This window comes from Candidatus Accumulibacter similis, assembly GCA_013347225.1.
Classification (GTDB): domain Bacteria; phylum Pseudomonadota; class Gammaproteobacteria; order Burkholderiales; family Rhodocyclaceae; genus Accumulibacter; species Accumulibacter similis.
The window spans coordinates 2319236-2341205 of the sequence record CP054595.1 but is presented as its reverse complement, the minus strand read 5'-3'; the positions used below and the strand labels follow the sequence as shown (position 1 = coordinate 2341205).

At 64.5% G+C, this 21970-nt stretch carries 18 protein-coding genes; 14 read left to right on the top strand and 4 right to left on the bottom strand.

What is annotated here, in order from left to right; genetic code table 11:
• The first annotated feature begins 202 nt into the window (after positions 1–202).
• The 12 genes from HT579_10725 (at position 203) to HT579_10670 (ending at position 13451) form a co-directional block, all read left to right on the top strand.
• Complete coding sequence (locus tag HT579_10725; protein ID QKS31604.1) at positions 203–1114, top strand: beta-propeller fold lactonase family protein; 912 nt, start codon at positions 203–205, stop codon at positions 1112–1114.
• 2 nt (positions 1115–1116) lie between these two features.
• Complete coding sequence (locus HT579_10720) at positions 1117–1866, top strand: polysaccharide deacetylase family protein (GenBank protein ID QKS29339.1); 750 nt, start codon at positions 1117–1119, stop codon at positions 1864–1866.
• Entirely contained in the window at positions 1863–2864 is a 1002-nt protein-coding gene (locus tag HT579_10715) for a sterol desaturase family protein (protein QKS29338.1), read from the top strand. The genes HT579_10720 and HT579_10715 overlap by 4 nt, the downstream gene beginning before the upstream one ends.
• Complete coding sequence (locus HT579_10710) at positions 2854–3369, top strand: bifunctional (p)ppGpp synthetase/guanosine-3',5'-bis(diphosphate) 3'-pyrophosphohydrolase (GenBank protein ID QKS29337.1); 516 nt, start codon at positions 2854–2856, stop codon at positions 3367–3369. Before HT579_10715 ends, HT579_10710 begins: the two co-directional genes overlap by 11 nt.
• A gap of 105 nt (positions 3370–3474) precedes the next feature.
• Entirely contained in the window at positions 3475–3822 is a 348-nt protein-coding gene (locus HT579_10705; protein QKS29336.1) for a hypothetical protein, read from the top strand.
• A gap of 528 nt (positions 3823–4350) precedes the next feature.
• Entirely contained in the window at positions 4351–4896 is a 546-nt protein-coding gene (locus HT579_10700; GenBank protein QKS29335.1) for a hypothetical protein, read from the top strand.
• Complete coding sequence (locus HT579_10695) at positions 4893–6305, top strand: DASS family sodium-coupled anion symporter (protein QKS29334.1); 1413 nt, start codon at positions 4893–4895, stop codon at positions 6303–6305. Before HT579_10700 ends, HT579_10695 begins: the two co-directional genes overlap by 4 nt.
• A 211-nt stretch (positions 6306–6516) precedes the next feature.
• Positions 6517–9327, top strand: a complete 2811-nt coding sequence (locus tag HT579_10690; GenBank protein QKS29333.1) for an ornithine decarboxylase — start codon at positions 6517–6519, stop codon at positions 9325–9327.
• Positions 9328–9393: 66 nt separating this feature from the next.
• Positions 9394–10851: a biotin carboxylase gene (locus HT579_10685; protein ID QKS29332.1), complete on the top strand. Its 1458-nt coding sequence runs from the start codon at positions 9394–9396 to the stop codon at positions 10849–10851.
• Positions 10852–10867: 16 nt separating this feature from the next.
• Positions 10868–11869: a hypothetical protein gene (locus HT579_10680; protein QKS31603.1), complete on the top strand. Its 1002-nt coding sequence runs from the start codon at positions 10868–10870 to the stop codon at positions 11867–11869.
• Between the two features lie 26 nt (positions 11870–11895).
• Positions 11896–12801: a glutamate/aspartate ABC transporter substrate-binding protein gene (locus HT579_10675; protein QKS29331.1), complete on the top strand. Its 906-nt coding sequence runs from the start codon at positions 11896–11898 to the stop codon at positions 12799–12801.
• Between the two features lie 125 nt (positions 12802–12926).
• Complete coding sequence (locus tag HT579_10670) at positions 12927–13451, top strand: hypothetical protein (protein ID QKS29330.1); 525 nt, start codon at positions 12927–12929, stop codon at positions 13449–13451.
• 135 nt (positions 13452–13586) lie between these two features.
• Here HT579_10670 and HT579_10665 read toward each other — a convergent pair whose 3' ends face one another.
• From HT579_10665 to HT579_10655, 3 genes are all read right to left on the bottom strand, one after another.
• Entirely contained in the window at positions 13587–14582 is a 996-nt protein-coding gene (locus tag HT579_10665; protein QKS29329.1) for a carbon-nitrogen hydrolase family protein, read from the bottom strand.
• Positions 14583–14768: 186 nt separating this feature from the next.
• Positions 14769–16076: a 4-aminobutyrate--2-oxoglutarate transaminase gene (gene gabT, locus HT579_10660; GenBank protein ID QKS29328.1), complete on the bottom strand. Its 1308-nt coding sequence runs from the start codon at positions 16074–16076 to the stop codon at positions 14769–14771.
• Positions 16077–16112: 36 nt separating this feature from the next.
• Entirely contained in the window at positions 16113–17567 is a 1455-nt protein-coding gene (locus HT579_10655) for an NAD-dependent succinate-semialdehyde dehydrogenase (protein ID QKS29327.1), read from the bottom strand.
• Between the two features lie 163 nt (positions 17568–17730).
• Between HT579_10655 and HT579_10650 the strand changes: the two genes are divergently transcribed.
• Entirely contained in the window at positions 17731–19242 is a 1512-nt protein-coding gene (locus tag HT579_10650) for a PLP-dependent aminotransferase family protein (protein ID QKS29326.1), read from the top strand.
• A gap of 24 nt (positions 19243–19266) precedes the next feature.
• Here HT579_10650 and HT579_10645 read toward each other — a convergent pair whose 3' ends face one another.
• Positions 19267–19710: a universal stress protein gene (locus tag HT579_10645; protein QKS29325.1), complete on the bottom strand. Its 444-nt coding sequence runs from the start codon at positions 19708–19710 to the stop codon at positions 19267–19269.
• Positions 19711–20341: 631 nt separating this feature from the next.
• Here HT579_10645 and HT579_10640 point away from each other — a divergent pair.
• Positions 20342–21964 (top strand): ABC-F family ATPase, encoded by a 1623-nt coding sequence (locus HT579_10640; protein ID QKS29324.1) that lies wholly within the window; start codon positions 20342–20344, stop codon positions 21962–21964.
• The last annotated feature ends 6 nt before the right edge of the window (positions 21965–21970 follow it).

The following is a 21970-nucleotide window of genomic DNA, read 5'->3' as shown; positions in this document are numbered from 1 at the left end:
CCGGACGAGGCGTCTCCGGCACCCCGACGGCGACTGCTGCAACTCGCCGGCTGCAGCCCGTTCGCTGCGACGGCGCGAGGTTCGCCGACAATATCGTGTCCCCAACCGGAGTCTGCCTGACGTGATTCGCCGCCATCCCGCATGCCGCCGTCGTCGGCTGGCCCGAGCGCTGGCGCTCGTCCTGCTGGTCTGCGGCAGCCCGATGACGGCGCATGCCGGCCTGGCGATCGCCCTCAATTCGGCTGACGGCACGATCAGCCTGATCGATACAGACAGCTACAAGGTCACCGGCAAGATCAACGTCTGCAAGGAGCCGCATCATCTGATGCCGACTCCCGACGACAAGTCGCTGATCGTCGCCTGCGCCGCATCCAACCAGCTCGTCTTCTTTGACCCCGTGACCGGCAAGGAGCAACGGCGCGTGCGCGACATCTCCGACCCCTACCAGCTCGGCTATTCGCCGAACCGCAAGTGGTTCGTCGCCACCTCGCTCCGCCTCGACCGCGTCGACATCTACGACCCTGCCGACTTCCGCCTGATCGCCCGCCTGCCGGCACCGAAGACACCGTCGCACATGGCCTTCGACGATGCCAGTCAGTTCGTCTTCGTCACCCTGCAGGACTCGAACGAGGTGATGGCAATCAGCCTGCCGACGCAGAAGATCGCCTGGGTGATGCCGGTCGCGGCGACGCCGGCGGGTATCGTCATGTCGCCGGACAATCGCCACCTGCTCGTCGCCAGCATGGGCGAGGGGGTGGTCGAGGTGATCGAGTGGCGGACACGCAAGAGCGTGCGCAGGATCGCCACCGCGACGGCGGCGCACAACCTGCAACCGAAGGGTGACGGACGCCATTTCTACGTCTCCAACCGCAGCATCGACGGCAGCATCTCGCTGCTCGACACGCAGACGATGAGCGTCGTCGAGAAGTACGACGTCCCCGGTGGCCCCGACGACATGATGGTCCGCGCCGACGGCAAGGAACTGTGGGCGACCGCCCGCTTCGCGCGCAAGGTGCAGGTCGTCGATCTGGTGAGCAAGCAGCTCAAGCTGTCGATCCCGGTCGGCAGTTCGCCGCACGGGGTCTTCTTCCTCAACCACGCCGGGCTGAGGTGAGGATGTTGCGGCTTCATTCCGTCCTCGCCGTGGCAATCGGACTGGCAACGGCAGGCGTGACCATCGCCGGCACGCCGCCGTCGCCTGAATGCAAGGGAACGCTCTACCTGACCTTCGACACCGGCAACATGCGCGACGCCGAACTGATCGCCGACACGCTGGCGCGACATGGCGTCAAGGCAACATTCTTTCTTGCGCAGGAGAAGACGACGCGCGGCGACAGCGCCCTCGATGCCGGCTGGGCACCCTACTGGCGAGCGCGCGTCGCCGAAGGCCACGCCTTCGGCAGCCACACCTGGCGGCATGGCAGTTTTCGTGCCGACAGCGGTGCGCTGGTGCGCTACCGGCTGCAGGACGGCAACAGCGAGACGCTCGACGCAGCCGGAGTCTGTGCCGAGTTGCAGCGGCCGGACACGCGCTTCCAGGAACTCACCGGCCGCCGCCTCGACCCCCTCTGGCGAGCGCCCGGAGGACGCACGACGCCCAACACGCTGGCCGCGGCCCAGGCCTGCGGCTACCGCCATGTCGGCTGGGCGGCAGCCGGCTTCCTCGGCGACGAGCTGCCGTCGGAAACCCACCCCAATGCGATGTTGCTGCAGCGCGCTCTCGAGCGTCTTCGCGACGGCGACATCGTCATGGCGCATCTCGGCATCTGGTCACGCAAGGATCCGTTCGCGCCGATGTTCGAGCCGCTGATCGCCGGCCTGAAGGCCAGAGGCTTCTGTTTCGCCACCCGGCGAGGCCAGACATGATCGACGCGCTGACCGAGGCCTTCGTGCGCGTCCAGGGCTGGATGTTCGATCGGCTGGTACAGCCACCGCTGCTCGCCCTCGGGCTCGGCAGCCATCTCGAAATGGCGTTCGACGGCATCCAGTTCTTCCTCGCCGGCGTGCTGCAGATCGGTGTCGCCTACCTGCTGCTGCGGCCGCTCGAGGCCTGGCGCCCGGTCGAGGTGTGGCCGGACCGCCGGGCGGTGCGCGTCGATGTGCTCTACTCGCTGCTCGATCGCCTGGGAATCATTCCGCTGGCGGTGTTTGCGCTGCTGGCACCGCTCTTCGCCGCCATCGATGGCTGGCTGCGCCTGCACGACATCATCCCGCCGCAGCTCGAAGACTTCTTGCCGGCACTTGAGACGAGGCCACTGCTCTGTTTTCTCGTCTATCTCCTTGTTCTCGACTTCGCCGAATACTGGCGCCATCGGCTGTCGCATGTCCTGCGCTGGTGGTGGGCGCTGCACGCGATCCATCACAGCCAGCGGCGGATGACCCTGTGGACCGACAGCCGCAACCATCTGCTCGAGGACCTGATCGGTGGCTTCTGGTTCGCCAGCATCGCCCTGCTGATCGGTGTGCCGCCCGGGCAGTTCATCGGCCTGCTGCTCGTCGTCAAGACGGTCGAGAATCTCGCCCACGTCAATGCCCGCCTCTCGTTCGGCAGCCGTGGCGAAAGGCTGCTGGTCAGCCCGCGCTACCACCGCTGGCACCACGCGCTGGAGCTACCGGCGGGCGACCGGTACCGTCATGGCTGCAACTTCGCCGTCCTGCTGCCGGTCTGGGACCAGCTCTTCGGCACTCAGTACCGTGGGCAGGAGCTGCCGCGCTGCGGCCTCGCCGGCGACCCGCTGCCACCTGACGCCGCCAGCAGTGGCTTCTGGCGACAGCAGCGGCAAGGACTGCAGGCCTTCGCTGCCGCCCTGTGGTCGCGCGACAGCGCGGCGGACGGGCAACGGGAAGGCACGCATGCTCGATGAAGCCCGCGCCTTCGCCTTCCGCGCGCACAGCGGCCAGATGTACGGCACCCGCCCCTATTCCTGGCATCTCGAGGCTGTCGCCGAATTGCTCGCTCCCTACGGCGTGCAGGCGCAGGTCATCGGCTACCTGCACGATGTCGTCGAGGACACGGTGGTCAGCGAGGACGACGTGCACGCCCGCTTCGGGCCCTTCATCGGCGAATGCGTCGGCCTGCTCACCGACGCGCCCGCCCCAACTCGCGCCGAGCGCAAGGCACGGACGCATGCCCGTCTGGCGCGCGTCGGCAGCGGCCCGGCGGAACTGGCACTGGTGGTCAAGGCTGCCGACCGCCTGGCGAACGTCCGCAGTTGCGTCGCCGACGACCGGCAGGTTCTCTGGCACACCTATCGCCGCGAGCATCCGGCCTTCCGTGAGGCCGTCTACCGCGCCGGCCTCTGCGACCCCCTGTGGCGCGAACTCGACATGCTGCTGGCTCCCGCACAGCTGGCGACGAGCGATGACTGAGGCAAGTCGCAGCACGCTGCCGCCGCAACCCGCGTCGCCGGTCAACCGGGCGCAGCCCGGGTCCACCCCGCAGCCGCTCGGCCGGCGAGCTCGGCGCAAGAGCCCATGATGGCAACCCAGCGTCGCGCACTGATTGCCCTTTGCGTACTCCTCGCGGCCTGCACGCCAGGCCCCGAGAAGGCAGGGGAACTCACCCGCGTCTCGATGCAGGAGTATTTTCGCTACGAGCCGCAGTTCAGGGATCAGGGTATCGAAGTCCTCGCGGTCCGCGTCACCGGCGGGCAGGACAGGCAGTTCGAAGGCGTGGCGACCATCCGACACGCCGGCAAGAGCCACGAGGTACCGGTGATCATCGTCCTCGATGCCGTCAACCTGGCCTGGTTTGCCCAGCCAGGCGGACTCGCCTTCTTGGCCGGTCAACGGCCCGACGGCGCGCAGCAAGTCCCGCGATAGGCTGCCATTGCCGGCGCCGAACTGCACCACAATCAGGAGAGCCGTCGTTACCGGCGAGGGCGCGACCTGCCGGCAGCCGACATCCGGGAACAGGCAGGTTTCACCTCGCCGCTTGGTCCGGAACTGGGGCGACCACTCGCCACCAGGTCGCCGCTTGCTGTGCGCCACGGCAGAGACAGGCAACTTCGGCCCAGGCGCAATCCATATGGCAAGTCTCTGGGTGATTCCTGGCAATTGAGCCTCCGAGATCAACGGAAATCTTCCTAGCGGCCAGTTGCTTGCCCATCAGCTACGACATTGGCAATTGACCGGGTGGCGCGCTGCGCAATGAGAAAGTCATTGACCGTCTATAATTCAAAGTGCTAGCCTGATTTTCATCACGGTTGGGGACGCCGAGAAAGAACACGCTGGCGAACCGGACGCTCGTTGGTTTACCGCTTCTCTCTGCACAGGAGGCATGCCATGCGTTGGTCAAGCAACTCATCCAGATCCCTTGGCTCGCGAAGTATCGCTGTCGTCGGCGTTCTCATGATGACCGCCTGCGGCCAGCCCGCGAGCCCACCGGCGAGCCAGACGGCGAGTCAGGCGGCGAGTGCGCCGGCGACGAGCGCAGCGGACGACGTCCGCAGCTTCAGCGGCAACTGGACCGTCACCGGTAATCGCCGCGTCATGAACCTCCTGCCGGGACAACAGGCGGTCATCTTCCAGGTCAGCGGTTCGATGATGCTGAGCGGCAAGCAGCGACTAAATCGCGCTTTCCAGTCAGAGGCAATGGGCTTCTCCGACACCACCACCGGCCTGCAAGGGCGGAGCGTGTGGACGGATGAGCATGGCGACAAGGTCTTCAGCGAGTTGAGCGGCGAAGGCTTCGGCCCCAGCCAGTTGATCGAAGGCAAGTTCACCGGCGGCACGGGTCGGTACACAGGCATCAGCGGCGAATACAGCTTCAAGTGGCAGCGCCTCGGCGCCATCGAAGGCGACGAACTCGCGGGCCGGGTCGTCGGTCTCCAAGGGTCGGCGCGCCTCGGCTCGCCGAATGTGAATTCGCCCACCGCCGCAGGAGGTTCAAGATGAGTACGACTGCTTTCGGAGCGAAAGGAATCCTGAAATTGGTGGCCCTCCTGGCCCTGTTCCTCGGTCTCTGGTTCACGCCCGTTCCCGAGGGACTGACGCGTGAGTCCTGGCATCTCTTTGCGATCTTCGCCTCCGCCATCTTCTCGGTGGTGATCAATGTCTTTCCGCTGTTCACCTCGGCGCTGATAGCGGTCGCGGTCGTCGTGCTCACGGAGACCCTGACTCCGGCCAAGGCCTATGGCGCCTTTGCCAACGCGATCGTGCTGCTGGTGGTGACCGCCTTTCTGGTCTCGCAGTCAGTGGTCAAGAGCGGACTCGGCAAGCGGATCAGCCTGTACGTGGTTTCGTTGTTCGGGAAATCGACGCTCGGCCTGGCGTACAGCATCTTCATCACCGACACCCTGATCGCACCCGGCTTCCCGAGCAATACCGCGCGCGGTGGCGTACTCTTCCCGGTCATCCTGGCGCTGGCGAACAACGGCGGCTCGACACCCGACGACGAGAAGACGCGGCGGTTTGGCGGCTACCTGATGTTTTGCGGCATGGCCAGCCTGGCCATCACTTCGGCGCTGTGGTTCACCGCCACCTCGGGCAACCCAGTCGGAGCGTCGCTGGCCGCCGAACAGGGACTGAAGGTGGATTTCGCGTCCTGGCTGCTCGCCTCCTGCGTTCCGTGTCTGGTGGTGATCGCATTGCTGCCGGCGCTGCTCTATCGGCTCTATCCACCCGGGATCACCGCGACTCCGGAGGCACCGGAGCGCGCCCGCCAGGAATTGCGCAAGATGGGGCCGATGTCGCGCGACGAGTGGATCACGGCGATCACTTTCATCCTCATGATCACCGGCTGGGTGCTGGCCGCGCCCTTCAAACTCAACCTGACGGCGATCGCCTTCGCCGGCTTCGCCGTGCTGATGATCTCCGGCGTCCTGACGTTGGAGGACATGCACCAGCAGGGTGGCACACTGGTCACTTTCATCTGGCTGGCGGTGCTCTTTGGCATGAGCGGGCAGCTCAACGAAATGGGGTTCATGGGCTACGTTGGAGAGCGGCTGGCTGTCGGCCTCAAAGGCCTCGCCTGGCCAGCGGCCTATGTCGCCTTGCTGACGATCTACGTGTTCCTCCACTTCGGTTTCGTCAGTCAGAACGCTCAGGTCCTGGCGCTGCTCGGGGTGTTTCTTGACGTCGGGGTGAAATCGGGCGTTCCGGTTCACTTGATGGCCTATGCGCTGCTCTTCGCCAGCAGCTATTTCTCGGTCATCACGCCTCAGGGCGGCAGCCAGAACATCATCTTCGTCGCCAGCGGCTATCTCAAGCAGGGAGAACTGTACCGCTTGGGAATGCTGACGACTCTCTTCTGCCTGCTCGTCTTTCTCGTCATCGGCACGCCCTGGATACTCTGGGTTGGATGACCCATCCTGCCTGTTGCCATGCGAACGGCAGCCACGGTATCGACCGGCTTCACTTCACCCATCCCGCCTTGGCACGAGACGATGACGAGGCGGGCACACGCCCTGGGCGGGGCCGCGCAGCGTGAACCAACGCGGCGCGGGCGGCTGCAGCGCCATCAGCATCGCTACACGACCGGCGGCGAAGCACCGCCGACGCCTTTGGAGACAAGTCATGAATACACCTTCTTCCGCCGGCAGCAAAGCTTCTGCACCCCTGAGTCGCCACCGCAGCGTCTGGGAAGTGCGGACGGAGAGCTGGATCGATCTGGTCGATGAGCTGTCGCAACTCGCCAACCCGACCGGCGAGAAGAGGGATCGCGACGCACGGCTGGCGCATGTGCACGAATTGACCGACATCCTGGCGCCGATCGAAGTCTGCTGGGCGTATCCAGGCCGCCTTGCCTTCGCCGAACTGTGCGGCTTCATCAAACGCGGCGAGCTGGCGCATGCGGCAATCCTCGCTCGCCGCCACCACCGCATCCTGGCCTCGCTGACCTATCGCCACGGTAGCCCCGGATCCACCAGCGACGCCGACCTGCCGACGCAGATGGAAACCGAAAGGGAGTTCCAGACACAGATGCGATGCCCCTACTTCGAGGTCCTGTGGGTCGATGACCTGCCGGCTGACGAAGAGGAGTCGCTGCGCCGCCGTGTGCGCAGCCGGCGTCGCCTCGACGACGATTTCATCTTCGACATCGTCGTCGTGCCGACCTTCGAGGATGCCCTCGTCGCGTCGATGGTGAACTTCAACCTGCAGGCCGTGGTAATCGGCTACGGCTTTCCCTACCGCTCGCTCTACGTTCCGGAAATCGTGACGCGTCGCTTCTTTGAAGGCCTCGAAGTCAGTGGCGAAAACATGCCGGAATCCGAGCGCGCCCAGTTGCTCGGCCAGCAGATTGCCAGGCTGCGGCCTGCGCTCGATCTCTACCTGGTGACGGACGCCAGGGTCGAAGATGTCGCCGCCAAGGCGGCAGCGACCTTCAAACGCATCTTCTTCGGCGAGGAAGATCAGCTTGAACTGTATTACTCGATCCTCAAGGGTGTTGCCGAGCGCTACGAGGCACCGTTCTTCAATGCGCTGCGCGAGTACGCCAAGCAGCCTACCGGCGTTTTCCACGCGCTGCCACTGGCACGCGGCAAGTCGATCATGAATTCGAACTGGATTGGTGACCTGGGCGAGTTCTATGGCATGAACCTGTTCATGGCCGAAACCTCGGCGACCGCCGGCGGCCTCGATTCACTGCTCGAGCCCACGAGTTCGCTGAAGCTGGCGCAGGAGTACGCCGCGCGTGCCTTCGGCGCGCGCCGCACCTTTCTCGCCACCAATGGCACCTCGACGGCCAACAAGATCGTCGTCCAGGCGATGGTCCGGCCCGATGACATCGTCCTGGTGGACCGCAACTGCCACAAGTCGCACCATTACGGCATGGTGCTGGCGGGCGCGCAGATCACCTACCTCGAGGCCTATCCGCTGCACGAGTACTCGATGTACGGCGCGGTGCCGATCCGCCACATCAAGGAAACGCTGCTCGAAATGCGCCGTGCCGGAACGCTCAACCGGGTGCGCATGGTTCTGCTTACGAATTGCACCTTCGACGGCATCGTCTACGACGTCGAGCGGCTGATGCTGGAATGCCTGGCGATCAAGCCCGATCTGGTATTCCTCTGGGACGAGGCGTGGTTTGCCTTTGCTCGCTTCCACCCGGTATACCGGCAGCGCACCGGCATGGCGGCGGCCGCCAAGCTGACCGAAATGTTCCAGAGCGAGGCCTATGCCCAGCGCTACGCCGAATTCGCCAGCAGTTTTGACGCCGATGCCTGGGCCGATGACGAACGGGTGCTCAACACGCGCCTGCTGCCCGACCCGAACAAGGCGAGGGTGCGGGTCTACGCCACGCAGTCCACGCACAAGACACTGACGGCGCTGCGCCAGGGTTCGATGATCCATGTCTGGGATGTGGACTTCAAGGACAAGGCCGAGGAGGCCTTCCACGAAGCCTACATGACGCACACCTCGACCTCCCCCAACTACCAGATCCTCGCCACCCTCGACGTCGGCCGCCGGCAGATGGAACTCGAAGGCTACGAACTGGTGCAGCGCCAGCTCGAACTGGCCATGAATCTGCGGGAGCAGGTCAAGGCGCATCCACTCCTGCAACGCTATTTCCGCTTCCTGACGGTGGTTGATCTGGTACCCGAGGAGTTTCGCGAGTCCCATGTCGAGTCGCTGTACAACGTCGAGACCGGCTGGGTTAACCTGTTCAAGGCCTGGCACACCGACGAGTTCGCGCTCGACCCGAGCCGGGCGACGCTGGCCATCGGCCTGTCGGGGATGGATGGCGACACGATGAAGAACAAGTACCTGGCGGACAAGTACGACATCCAGATCAACAAGACCTCGCGCAACACGGTGCTCTTCATGACCAACATCGGCAGCACTCGCTCGACGATCGCCTACCTGATCGAGGTCCTGGTGAACATCGCCCGCGACATCGACGAGCGGGTCGCCGACATGAGCACACTCGAACGTCGGATCCACGAAAGGCGCGTGCGTTCGCTGACTGTCGAGCTGCCGCCGCTACCCAATTTCTCATGTTTCCACACCGCCTTCCGCGGCCGCAGCGTAGACGGTGGCACCGAGACCCGCGATGGCGACATCCGCAGTGCATTTTTCCTGGGTTACGACGAGGGGAACTGTGAATACCTCCTCATGGACGAGACCGACAAGGCAATCAAGGGCGGACGCAAATGCGTTTCCGCCCAGTTCGTCATCCCCTATCCGCCCGGTTTCCCGATCCTGGTGCCGGGACAGGTGATCAGTCCGGAGATCCTGACCTTCATGCAGGCGCTCGATGTGCGGGAGATCCACGGCTTCCGGCCCGAGCTGGGTTTTCGCATCTACACCGAGGCCGCGCTGCAACGTTCCGCTCGGGCGAATGCGGTATGGACGGCGCAGATCAATGCGCAGGCCGAACCCGGTTGAATCGGCCGGCGGCGGTCAGCGCCAACAAAGCAGTTTCATGGCAGTCACCATCACGAGGAGAAGACAATGGCCCACACCGTCAAGAATGTTGCCGACCTGCTGCTGCTGTTCCACCGCAACGAGCGCCCGATCTACTTCATCAGCGCCACCAACTTCAACCTGCTGGGAATGGATCGCTGGGTCAACCGCTTCCGTTACATCAGCTACATCGATTGCTTCGATGGCCGGCATCCGAATGTGTTCGTGCCACCGGAGTCGCCGCACGCCGAGTTCGAATCCATCGAGGACATCAACAACTATCTGCTGCAGCACAAGGACGTGGTCGACCTGATCGAGCGCCGCGGTGGCAATCCGGTAGCGACCTTCCTGATGTTCGACGAGAAGACCGAGTCACTGGCCAAGGAACTCGGCATGGAAGTCTGGTTTCCGCCAGCCAAGCTGCGCCAGCGCCTGGACAACAAGATGGAAACCGTGCGCATCGGCAACAAGGTTGGTGTCCTGTCGGTGCCCAATGCCCTCGAGAAGGTGAGCAGCTACGCCAGCCTCAGGGAGACTTGCGAGCGCAACGGCCTGGGGCATGACCTGGTGATCCAGTCGGCCTATGGCGACTCTGGCCACACTACCTTCTTCATTGCGTCCGAAGAGGATTTCAACAAGTACAAGGACGAAATCATCAACGACCCCGAGGTCAAGATCATGAAGCGCATCAACTGCCGTGGCGCGACGCTCGAAGCCTGCGCCACCCAGTCGGGCACGCTGGTCGGTCCACTGCTGACGGAAGTGGTCGGTGCCCGCGAACTGACGCCCTACAAGGGTGGCTGGTGTGGCAACGAGGTGTTTCCCGGCGCCTTTACCGAAGATGTGCGTGCGAAGTGCCGCGACATGGCGGAGCGCTTCGGCAACCAGTTGCTGGAGGAGGGTTACCGGGGTTATTTCGACCTCGATTTCCTGATCGACCAGGACACCGGCGAGGTCTACCTCGGCGAACTGAACCCGCGCGTGTGTGGCGCCAGCCCGATGACCAACCATGCAGCGCATGCCTATGCCGATGCGCCGCTGTTCCTGTTCCACCTGCTCGAGTTCTCCGGCGTGCCGTTCGACCTGAACGTGCGTGAAATCAACGATCGTTGGGCGCAACCGCACTTCATCGATTCCTGGTCGCAGGTGGTGATGAAATATACCGAGAATCACGTCGACCAGGTCACGCACGCGCCCGCCACCGGCATCTATCGCATGGGCGAAGACGGCGGGGTCAGCTACCAGCGCTTCGACTACAACCGCAGGGCCATCGATACCGAGCGCGAAGCCTTCTTCCTGCGCATCACCGGCCCGGGGGACTATCGTTACGAGGGCGCCGACCTGGGTATCCTCATCACCCGCGGCCGCGCCATGGACGACAACTTCAAGCTCAACCTGCGCGCCCGCGACTGGATCCGCGGCATCAAGAACTACTACGCCGGCAAGCCCATCATCACCACCCAGCATGAGGCCGCACCAGAGCCGGGTGCGTTCAAGATTCTCTGACGTGCTCCATTCCGACATGCCCATCCATCAGCGCTTCGCGGCGCTGGTGGAGGACCGGCCCGGCGAGGGGTGGCAGGCGCTGTTCGAGCGCTGCTGGTCGGGATACCGTGACTGGTACCTGCGCAGCGGCGTCTTCGAACGACCCAGCTATCTGGACTGTCGGCGCGCGCTGCGTCAGCACATGCCGGAACTGGTGCCTGTCTGGGAGCGCCTGGTCGACTTGGCTGGCGCTGGTGACATCGAGGCCCGTGTTCTCTCGCTTTGGTGTCCGCCGGCCTACATTGCCGGCTGCTCGCAAGGGATCTGGATCGACCCCAGCCATCAGCAAGGACCGGCCCTCCTGCGCAACTATGACTATTCTCCCGCGCTGCTGGAGGGCAACTGGCTGGCTACACGCTGGTGCGGTCACCAGGTTCTGGCCATGGGGGATTGCCTGTGGGGTGCGCTGGACGGAATGAACGAAGCGGGCCTGGCCGCGTCACTGAGCTTTGGTGGCAGGAATCAGGCGGGCAAGGGCTTTGGGATCCCTCTGGTCGTCCGCTACCTGCTCGAAGTGTCGAGTACCGTGGAAGAGGCTTGCGCTGTCCTCAAGCGCGTTCCCGTACACATGTCGTACACCATCACCCTGCTGGACGGTGCGGCCCATTGGGCAACCGTGTTCGTGGGGCCGGACATCGCCACCTATGTCACGCGTCGCCGGGCCATCAGCAACTTCCAGCACCAGGTGGATTGGCCCCAGCACGCCAAGGCCACCTTTGCAGTGGAACGTCTGGTCGCCATGCAGCAGTTGGTGGAGCGGCCTGGAACCTTGTCCGAAGCAACGGCCGCACTGCTGCAACCGCCGCTGTTCCAGACCAGTTACCGGCGCGGCTACGGCACGCTGTACAGCGCGGTGTACCAGCCGGCAATCCACAGTGTCGTGCTGTTTTGGCAAGACCAGCGCTGGCAGCAGTCGCTGCTCGCGCCGCTCGCCGGCGAGCGCGAGATCGTGTTTCCGACTGGCCCTGCCACACCCTGAAGCAATTTGAAAAGGAGACAGGCACAATGTTCACAATCTCACGGCGCTTCGCCATTGCTGCAACGCTCGCCACTGCGCTTGCTTCGGCGCCAGCCCTGGCGCAGGAACTGACCGGTACGTTGAAGAAGATCAAGGAGACCGGGGTCATCACGCTGGGACATCGCGAGTCGTCGATCCCATTCTCGTACTACGACGACAAGCAGCAGGTCGTCGGCTACTCGCAGGAAATGATGCTCAAGGCGGTGGATGCGATCAAGGCCGAACTGAAGCTTGCCAAGCTCGATGTCAAGCTCGTTCCCGTCACTTCCGAGAATCGCATCGCGCTCGTCCAGAACGGAACCGTTGACCTGGAATGCGGTTCGACGACCAACACCCTCGAGCGTCAGAAACAGGCCACCTTCTCGAACACCATCTTCGTCGTCGGCAACCGCCTCATGGTCAAGGCCAAATCGGGGATCAAGGACTTTTCCGACCTGGCCGGCAAGACCGTGGTGACGACCGCCGGCACCACCTCCGAGCGTCTGCTGCGCAAGATGAACGACGGCAGCAACAGCAAGATGAAGATCATCAGCGCCAAGGATCATGGCGAAGCGTTCCTGACCCTGGAAAGCGGCCGTGCGGCGGCCTTCGTGATGGATGAAGTGTTGCTCTACGGCGAACTGGCAAAAGCCAAGAACGCCAGCGAGTGGGCGGTGGTCGGTACGCCGCAGTTGTATCAGGCCTATGCCTGCATGATGCGCAAGGATGACCTGGCGTTGAAGAAGATCGTCGATGGCGCGCTCGCCAAAGTGATGACCTCAGGCGAAGCCGACACGATATACGCCAAGTGGTTCCTGCAGCCGATCCCGCCGAAGGGCCTGAACCTCAACTTCCAGATGTCGTACGCCCTGAAGAAACTCTACAAATCACCCAACGACAAGGCCTACGACTAGGTTTCGCGTTGGCGACGAAGCTTCCTCCGGCGCCCTGCAGCGCCGCAGGAACCAACGCTGAAACACCACGGCAAGCGAGGCGACAACGACTCAGGAGCAGAGGCCGACGCCAGCCCCGTTGATCGATGGCGCGGAAGGAAGCGAGAAGGCCGTGGAGCGCAAGAAGTCGACCAGCAGGATATCCAAATGCGGCCTGCCTCAAGGACCTCGGGAAGCTGCAGGCGCTACTCGTTCATCTCCAGTCCTGGCTGATCGCAAAGGGCCTCAAGGTCATCCTGGTCTTCGAAGGCCGCGGTGCGGCCGGCGACAGCGGCACGATCAAGGCGATGACCGCGCGCGTCTTCCGCATGGTCGCGCTGCCGACGCCGAGCGAACGCCAGAAGAACCAGCTGTACTCACAGCGCCACATCGAGCAGTTCCCGGCAGCCGGCGAAGTGATCATCTTCGACCACAGCCGGTACAACCGCATCGGAGTCGAATCGGTGATGGGCTTCGTTCGTGATGGTCAGGTGGAGCCTCTCCTCAGCATGACGCCGATGCTCGAAAAGGCAGCCGTGAAGGAAAAGGGCATCATCCTGTACAGGTACTGGCTGGACGTGTACATGGCCGAGCAGACGCGGCGCCTCGAGCACATCCCGGAAGTACATTGAGCGCGCAGCCAGCCGCCAGTCGGTACCGTGGATGGCCGCCGCAGGAAGACCGCGGCAGCCACCGGCTGCCGGGCCGTGGGGCTGCCGCCGCGCCGGGTGCGAGTACTGGCCGCCGCCGGTGCAGCGCCGGTCGGATCAGATGTGGGCGTGCAGCAAGGGCATCGCCTCAGCCGATGCGAGCGTCGTGCCGGCATCGCCGGCAATGCCGCCCAGCCCGGCGATGCAGCCGGCACCTGCCGCAGTCGCTCGCTCAGGCGGCAGTGCGCGATCGGACCGTGAGCCGCGCGATGGCTTGATCAGCGGCCCCAGGCTGTCGAGGTAGTCGGTCCTGCCCAGATGCTTCTGGTAGACGGGAAACTCGATCGGCCGGTCACGGAAGCTCTTAAGCGTCTGGCCGAGGCCGCGGATGCCCACCTCGCGCTCGCGGCGAACCCGCGACAGGTCGATTTCGACTGGCATGGTCTCTTCGCCTCCCCCTGCTTCGTGAATGACGTAGCCGGAGGGGCCGACGATGATCGACCTCCCCGTGCCGCAATCGCCGACCCCGTTGACATCGAAGAAGTAGCACTGGTTGATCGTTGCGCTGGCGCGCGCGATCGGCAGTTCGACATCACGGTCGATGGTGTCGGTCATCGTCGGATGGAGGATGCACTCGGCGCCCATCGACACCAGGGTCCGCGTAGTCTCCGGGAACCACATGTCGTAACAGATCGAAACACCAAAGCGCCCGACATCCGGCACGTCGAAAACACAGAACTCGGTCCCGGGCCTGATTCCCATTTCGTAGGGCAGGAAGGGGAACATCTTGCGGTAGCGCGCCACCACATGGCCATTCGGATCGATCACCGGGGCTGTGTTGTAGATATCGTCACCCACCCGCTCGAACAGCGAGCCCGGAAGCAACCAGAGTCCGTGCCTTGCCGCCATCTGGCAGAAAGCCAGTTCGGCCGGTCCACCGGTGGGCTGGGCGTGGCGCGGCGCCGGGCCGAACGGCGCCAGTTCGCTGAACACCACCATCTGCACCCAGGGGAAACGTGCCACCAACACATCCAGCTTGTGCCCCATGGCATCGATGTTGGCGTGCTCCATCGAGATGTTCATCTGGATTCCGGCAATTGAGAAAGGAACCATCACTGAGCGTCTCCTTGCGCCTGAACTGATTGTACGAGCGGCAACAGTCGGAAGCGGCGCCGGGCGCAGTCATCGGCGTCGCCTTCGCTGCCGATGGTAGCACGCACCTGCCTGCGCCGCCCGGCTTTGACGGGCAGCGGCGCAGGCGGCCACGAACCAGCGTCGGCCTGCGCCGCGAGCGGATCATCAGGCGCCGACTTCCCGCAGGGACGCCTCGATGATGTCCAGTCCCTCGTCGAGAACGGCATGCGGGATGGTCAGCGGCACCATCACCCTCAGGACGTTGCCATGCGGCCCGCAGAGCAGGAGCAGCAGACCGCGTTTCGCCGCTTCGTTCTTCAACGCGGTGGCGATGTCCGCCGCCGGCCGCTGCGGGTCGCCATTGTGACAGAACTCCACCGCGGTCATCGCGCCGAGTCCGCGGACCTCGACGATCGACGGAAAGCGCGCCATCATGGACCCGAAGCGCGCACGCATCCGCTCCCCGAGCGCCATCGAGCGCGCGCAGAGCCGCTCTTCCTCGACGGCGTCGAGCACCGCCAGCGCGCCGGCTACCGCTACCGGGTTGCCGGCATAGGTCGAACCCAGGCCACCAACGTCCGCCGCGTCCATGATCTCCGCCTTGCCGACCACGGCGGCGACGGGAAGGCCACCACCGAGGCCCTTGGCCATGGTGATGATGTCGGGCTCGACGCCGTAGTGTTCGCTGGCGAACATCTTGCCACAGCGGGCAATCCCGGTCTGCACTTCATCGGCAACGAGAAGGATGCCATGGCGGTCGCACAGGGCCCGCAGCCGGCGCAGGAAGCCCAGCGGAGCCGGAACATAGCCACCCTCTCCCTGCACCGGCTCGATGAAGATCGCAGCGACCCGCGAAGCCTCGATACTGGTGGCGAACAGTCGCTCGATGGCCGCGATCGAATCATCTTCCGAAACCCCTTGCAGGGCGTTCGGGAACGGGACATGGAAAATCTCGCCAGGGAATGGGCCGAACTTGATCTTGTACGGTGCAACCTTGCCGGTCAGCGCCATGCCGAACATCGTCCGGCCATGGAAGCCACCGCCAAAGGCGATCAGGCCAGAGCGGCCGGTTGCCGCGCGAGCGATCTTGACCGCGTTCTCGACGGCCTCGGCACCGGTGTTGACGAGGAAGGACTTCTTCGGTGTGCTGCCCGGAGCGGCAACATTCAGCCGCTCACAGAGTTCGACGTAAGCTTCGTAGGCAACCACCTGGAAGCAGGTGTGGGTGAAGGACTGCAACTGCTGACGCGCGGCTTCCATGACCCGCGGATGGCAGTGGCCGGTATTGACGACGGCGATTCCAGCGCAGAAGTCGATCCAGCGCCGCCCCTCGACATCCCAGATTTCGGCATTCTCCGCCCGCTCGGCGAACAGCGCGTGCCCCTGGCCGACGCCTCGTGGCAACGCCGCTGCGCGGCGGCTCATCAGGTCGCCGTTGGTTTTCAGGGGCAGTTTCTCGTTCGGTGCATTCATGTTGATCTCCTGTGAGGATTGAATCGGATAGACGGCTCAGTTGATGCCACCGATACAGAGGTACTTGATTTCGACGTAGTCCTCGATGCCGTACCGGGAACCTTCGCGGCCGAGTCCGGACGACTTCATGCCACCGAACGGCGCCACCTCGGTCGAGATGAGCCCGGTGTTGATGCCAACCATGCCGTACTCCAGGGCACTGGCGACGCGCAGGCTGCGCGCCAGGTTCTCGGTGTAGAAGTAGGACGCCAGTCCGTATTCGGTGTCATTGGCCATCGCCACCGCCTCGGCCTCGGTGGTGAAGCGGAACACCGGGGCCACCGGCCCGAACACTTCTTCGCTGGCGAGCCGCATTTCGCGGGTCACGCCGGCGAGGATGGTCGGCTCGTAGTAGGTTCCACCGAGACCGTGGCGCCGGCCCCCACAGACGACACGGGCGCCCAGGGAACAGGCGTCGGCGACCAGTTCCTCGACCTTGAGGATGGCCGCGTCATCGATCAGCGGCCCCTGTGTCACGCCATCGTCGATGCCATTGCCGACGCGCAGCGCGGCCACGGCAGTCGCGAGCCTGGCGACGAAGGCATCGTGGACACCGTCCTGGACCAGCAGGCGGTTGGCGCAGACGCAGGTCTGGCCCGTGTTGCGATACTTGGAGAGCATCGCTCCCTGTACCGCAGCGTCGAGGTCCGCGTCGTCGAAGACGATGAACGGCGCGTTGCCTCCCAACTCGAGCGAAAGCTTCTTGATCGTCGGCGCACACTGCTGCATGAGAATCCGCCCGACTTCGGTCGATCCGGTGAAGCTGAGCTTGCGCACGGTCGGGTTGGCGCACAGTTCGCCACCGATGGCGACTGGATCGCCGGTCAGTACATTGAATACGCCCGCCGGGATGCCGGCCCGCTCGGCCAGTTCGGCCAGCGCCAGTGCCGACAGCGGGGTCGCCTCGGCCGGCTTCAGGACGATCGTGCAGCCCGCGGCGAGCGCCGGTCCGACCTTGCGCGTGATCATCGCGGCCGGGAAGTTCCACGGCGTGATCGCAGCGCAGACGCCGATCGGCTCCTTGCTGACGAGGACGCGCTTGTCGGCGTGATGCGCCGGAATCACATCGCCGTAGAGGCGCTTGCCTTCTTCGGCGAACCACTCGATGAACGAGGCAGCATAGACGATCTCGCCGCGCGCTTCGGCAAGCGGTTTGCCCTGCTCGGCCGTCATCAGCCGCGCCAGATCTTCCTGATTGGCAAGCAGCAGTTCATGCCAGCGGCGCAGGAGCCTGGCCCTCTCGCCGGCCGTCCTGGCACGCCACCCGGGCTGCGCCACGCGCGCCGCCTCGATGGCGCGACGGGTCTCGATCACGCCCGCGTCGGGAACACTCGCCAGTTGCTCCCCGGTCGCCGGGTTGCTGACGGCGAAGGTCCGCGCACTGTCGGCGCCGACCCACTGCCCATCGATGTAGCACGCCTGCCTGAGCAGTGATCTGTCGCTGAGTTCCAATGGCTTGTCTCCTTGTGGCTGGTGCAAACGGCAAGAAACGTCCACCCGCTGAGCAGGCTGTCCGTGTCGCCCGCTGCGGATTGGCCAGACTGTACCGGTGCAAATGGTCCCTGGAAGAACCAATTGCTGCGACAATGACGATACCAATTTGGTGAGACCACGGATGGACAAGTCGCTCAGCGCCGAACTGATCCGCACGCGGCTCGAGAGCCTGACCAGCGAATCCGGTTCACAGGCCAGCCTCTACCTCGCGATTCGCCGCCTGATCCTCGATGGCGAACTGCCGCCGGGCACACCGCTGCCTCCCAGCCGCGTTCTATCGGCCGACGTCGGTCTCAGCCGCAGCACCGTGGTCAGGGCCTACGAGAAGCTGCGCGTCGAGGGCTATCTGCAGAGCTGCGGCGGCTCCGCCACACTCGTGTCGGAGGCACTGGCACTGGCCCCACCGGGCCGAGTGCGGCGGGATCGCCCCTGGCGCCAGGGCAGGCCGCTGTCAAGACGGGGTGCAGAGATCGCGCGCCACGCAACGAGCAGCCCGATCCAGAGTGGCGCCTTCGTTCCCGGAGTGCCCGACGTCGGCCTCTTCCCCTTCGCCACCTGGCGACGGCTGCTGGCCAAGTATACGAACTTCGAACACCGCCACCTGGCCCGTTACGGGCACGGCGGCCATGGACCGCTGAAGGCGGCTCTCGCCGAGTACCTGCGGGCGTCACGGATGATGTCGTGCTCGCCGCGCCAGATCCTGATCGTAAACGGTTCGCACCAGGCCATCGACCTCTGTGCGCGCATGCTGTGCGATGAGAAGGATCGTGTCTGGATGGAGGATCCGGGGTACTGGGGCGCCAGCAACGTCCTGCGGGCGAGCGGACTGCAGCTCGAGCCCATCCCGGTCGATGAGCAGGGAATGGCACCGCCGGCGGCGCCGGTGTCACCGCCGCGGCTGATCTTCGTCTCGCCGTCAAGCCAGTACCCGAGCGGCGTCGTGATGTCGTTGAACAGGCGAATCAAGCTGCTCGAACTGGCCGAGGAACACAACGCGTGGATCATCGAAGACGACTACGACAACGAGATCCGCTTTCATCCTTACGCCATCGGCTCGCTTTTCGGCCAGGCGCGGTCGCAGCGGGTCATTTATCTGGGCACGTTCAGCAAGACGATGTTCCCGGGGCTGCGACTGGCCTACCTGGTGGTTCCCGAGGACCTCGCCGAATCCTTCGCCACCGGCAATGCGGAACTCTATCGGGAAGGACGCATGATCGAACAGGCCGCCCTCGCCGAGTTCATTGACGGCGGCCACCTCGGCGCGCACCTGCGGCGGGTTCGCAACATCTATCAGGAGCGCCGCAACGTCCTGCGCAAGGCAATCGAATCCCGCCTCGGCAACCTGGTGAGCACGACCGGTGGACTGGCCGGCCTGCACCTTCCCTACTTCTTCAGGCAGCCGATCGACGACGTGTCCCTGGCCCGCGAGATGCTCGAAGCGGGGATCGTCGTGCGCCCGTTGTCGATGTACTACGCCGATTCCGGTCAGCAGCGCTCGGGGATGATCCTCGGTTTCGCGGCGGTCGACTCCGGGGTCATCGAGGCTGCCGCACCACGCCTCTGCGCCGCGGTCGAGCGGCGAAGCCAGGACGGTGGATCATGCCCCGAGCCATCGGCCACGGGGCACGGCTGATCGCCGGCAACCGCAGACGGTGGGCTAGCGGTAGACGATCACCGGCACCCGTGCGTGCGACAGCACCTTCTGCGTCACGCTGCCGAGCAGCAGCTTCTTGACCTCGCTGCGCCCGCGCGACGCCATGAAGATGGCATCGCAACGCTTCTTCTTCGCGGCATCGATGATTCCTTCGTAGGTGATCACCGGCTTGGTGATCAGCCCGACATACTCGACACCAGCCTCCTTGGCGGCCTGGTCGATCTCGTCGAGATACTTCTGTCCGGTCGTACGCGCCAAACGGTCGAGCTTGGTCACCATTTCCTTGTTCATCAATTCGCCGTCACCGAAGGCGGCGGGCTGCAGGAAAGGTATGGCGTAGTAACCCGTCACCTTCGCCCCCAGCGACTGCGCCAGTTTGACACCGGCCTTGATCGCCTTGCGCGACACTTCCGAGCCATCGGTCGGAATGAGGATGTTCTTCAACATATGGCTTGCTCCCGGTAGGCCTCGCGTTGACACGGGCGCAGCCCCCGCATTCCCCCACGCCGGACGGCAAGTACGGGTTGCAGGCACCGTGTCGCTGGCCAGTGGTTGCTGAAGGGCGGGAACAGCCGGAGTCGCCCCCCCCGCTGCCCATCCCACCTCTCCTCCCCGGCCGACTTGGCGTAAACGGGAAGAAGGAAGCAAGACGACACGGCAGTATAGGCCGGCTCGAAAAACAGAGTCAATCGCGCACCGCGGGGCGTGGCAGGAACCGGCAGCGGCGGCTGAACCGGCCAAGTCGGCAACCCGCGCCAGCCCTGAAGCATGACCGGCGAAGCCCAGTGGCAGCAAGGCCTGGCAGCAACCGCGAAACAAAACCTTCGCCAAGGGTGGCCCCGCGCCAGTCGCTTTTTCGGTTGCACCCCCCCGGCGCCCATCATGCCGGTGGGCAGCTCGAGCCTGCGGTACAATTGCCTGCTTTCGCCGGACGATGGGCGTTGCCTGGCGCCGCCCCGGTGGCGACCCGGCTGGCGGCAGGTCGCCGCGGCTGGACGCCGCGCCGTTGCCCACCCGCGGTCCATCGCCATCCTTTCTCGCCCGACTTTCGCGCATCCGATCTTCCAGAGGTTCCTTCGTGCTCATAGCCAACAACATCACCATGCAGTTCGGGGCCCGCCCCCTGTTCGAGAACGTCTCCCTCAAGTTCGGCGAGGGCTATCGCTATGGACTGATCGGCGCCAACGGCTCGGGCAAATCGACCTTCATGAAGATCCTGGCACGCGAACTCGAGCCGACTGCCGGCAACGTCACCAAGGACGTCCACGAACGCCTGGCCTACCTGCGCCAGGACCAGTTCGCCTTCGAGGAGCAGCGGGTGATCGACGTCGTCATGATGGGACATGAGGAAATGTGGACCTGCATGCTCGAGAAGGACGCCATCTACGCCAACCCGGATGCCACCGAGGCCGACTACATGCACGCCGCCGACCTCGAAGCCCGTTTTGCCGAGTACGGTGGCTACAGCGCCGAGTCGCGCGCCGGCGAACTGCTGCTCGGCGTCGGCATTCCGGCAGCGCAGCACCATGGCCCGATGAGTGATGTCGCACCCGGCTGGAAACTGCGCGTCCTGCTGATCCAGGCGCTGTTCGCCGACCCGGACATCCTGCTCCTCGACGAGCCGACCAACAACCTCGACATCGGCACGATCCGCTGGCTGGAAAACGTGATCAACGAGCGCAACAGCACGATGGTCATCATCTCGCACGATCGCCACTTCCTCAACCAGGTCTGCACGCACATGGCGGACCTCGATTACGGCAAGATCACCGTCTACCCAGGCAACTACGACGACTTCATGGAGGCCTCGACGCAGGCCCGGCAACGACAGCAGAGCGCCAACGCCAAGGCGAAGGAGCGGATCGCCGAACTGCAGAGCTTCGTCCGCCGCTTCTCGGCGAACGCATCGAAGGCCAAACAGGCCACCTCGCGCCTGAAGCTGATCGACAAACTGAAACCCGAGGACGTCAAACCGTCGTCGCGCCAGTATCCGTGGATCCGCTTCGAGTTCGACGACAAGGAGAAGCTGCACCGGCAGGCGGTCGAGATCCAGAATCTCGGATTCGCCTATCACGGTGCCGAGCGGCCAATCTTCAGCAAGCTCGACCTCAGCCTCAACGGAGGTGAGCGTCTGGCGATCATCGGCGAGAACGGCGTCGGCAAGACGACTCTGCTGAAGCTGCTGCTGGGCGAACTGCAGCCGCAGCGCGGCAGCATCAAGTGGGCCGAGAAGGCGCGCCCGGGCTACTACGCGCAGGACCACGCGCTGGACTTCGACAGCGATCTCAGCCTGACCGACTGGATCGCCGGCTACGCCCGCGGCAGCGCCGACGAGGGCGACGATCTGGCGACGCTGATCCGCGGCACCCTCGGCCGCCTGCTGTTCTCGGGCAACGAGGTGCAGAAGCCGGTACGCGTCATCTCCGGTGGCGAGCAGGGGCGGATGATCTTCGGCAGGCTGATGCTGCAGCGGCCGAACGTGCTGGTGATGGACGAACCGACCAACCACCTCGACATGGAATCGATCGAGTCGCTCAATACCGCGCTCGAGAAGTTCAAGGGAACGCTGATCTTCGTCTCGCACGACCGCGAGTTCGTCTCATCACTGGCGACACGGGTGCTCGAGATCCGCCCCGACGGCACGCTCGTAAACTACCTCGGCAACTACGAGGACTACCTCGCCAGCCAGGGTCTCGCCTGAAGCGAC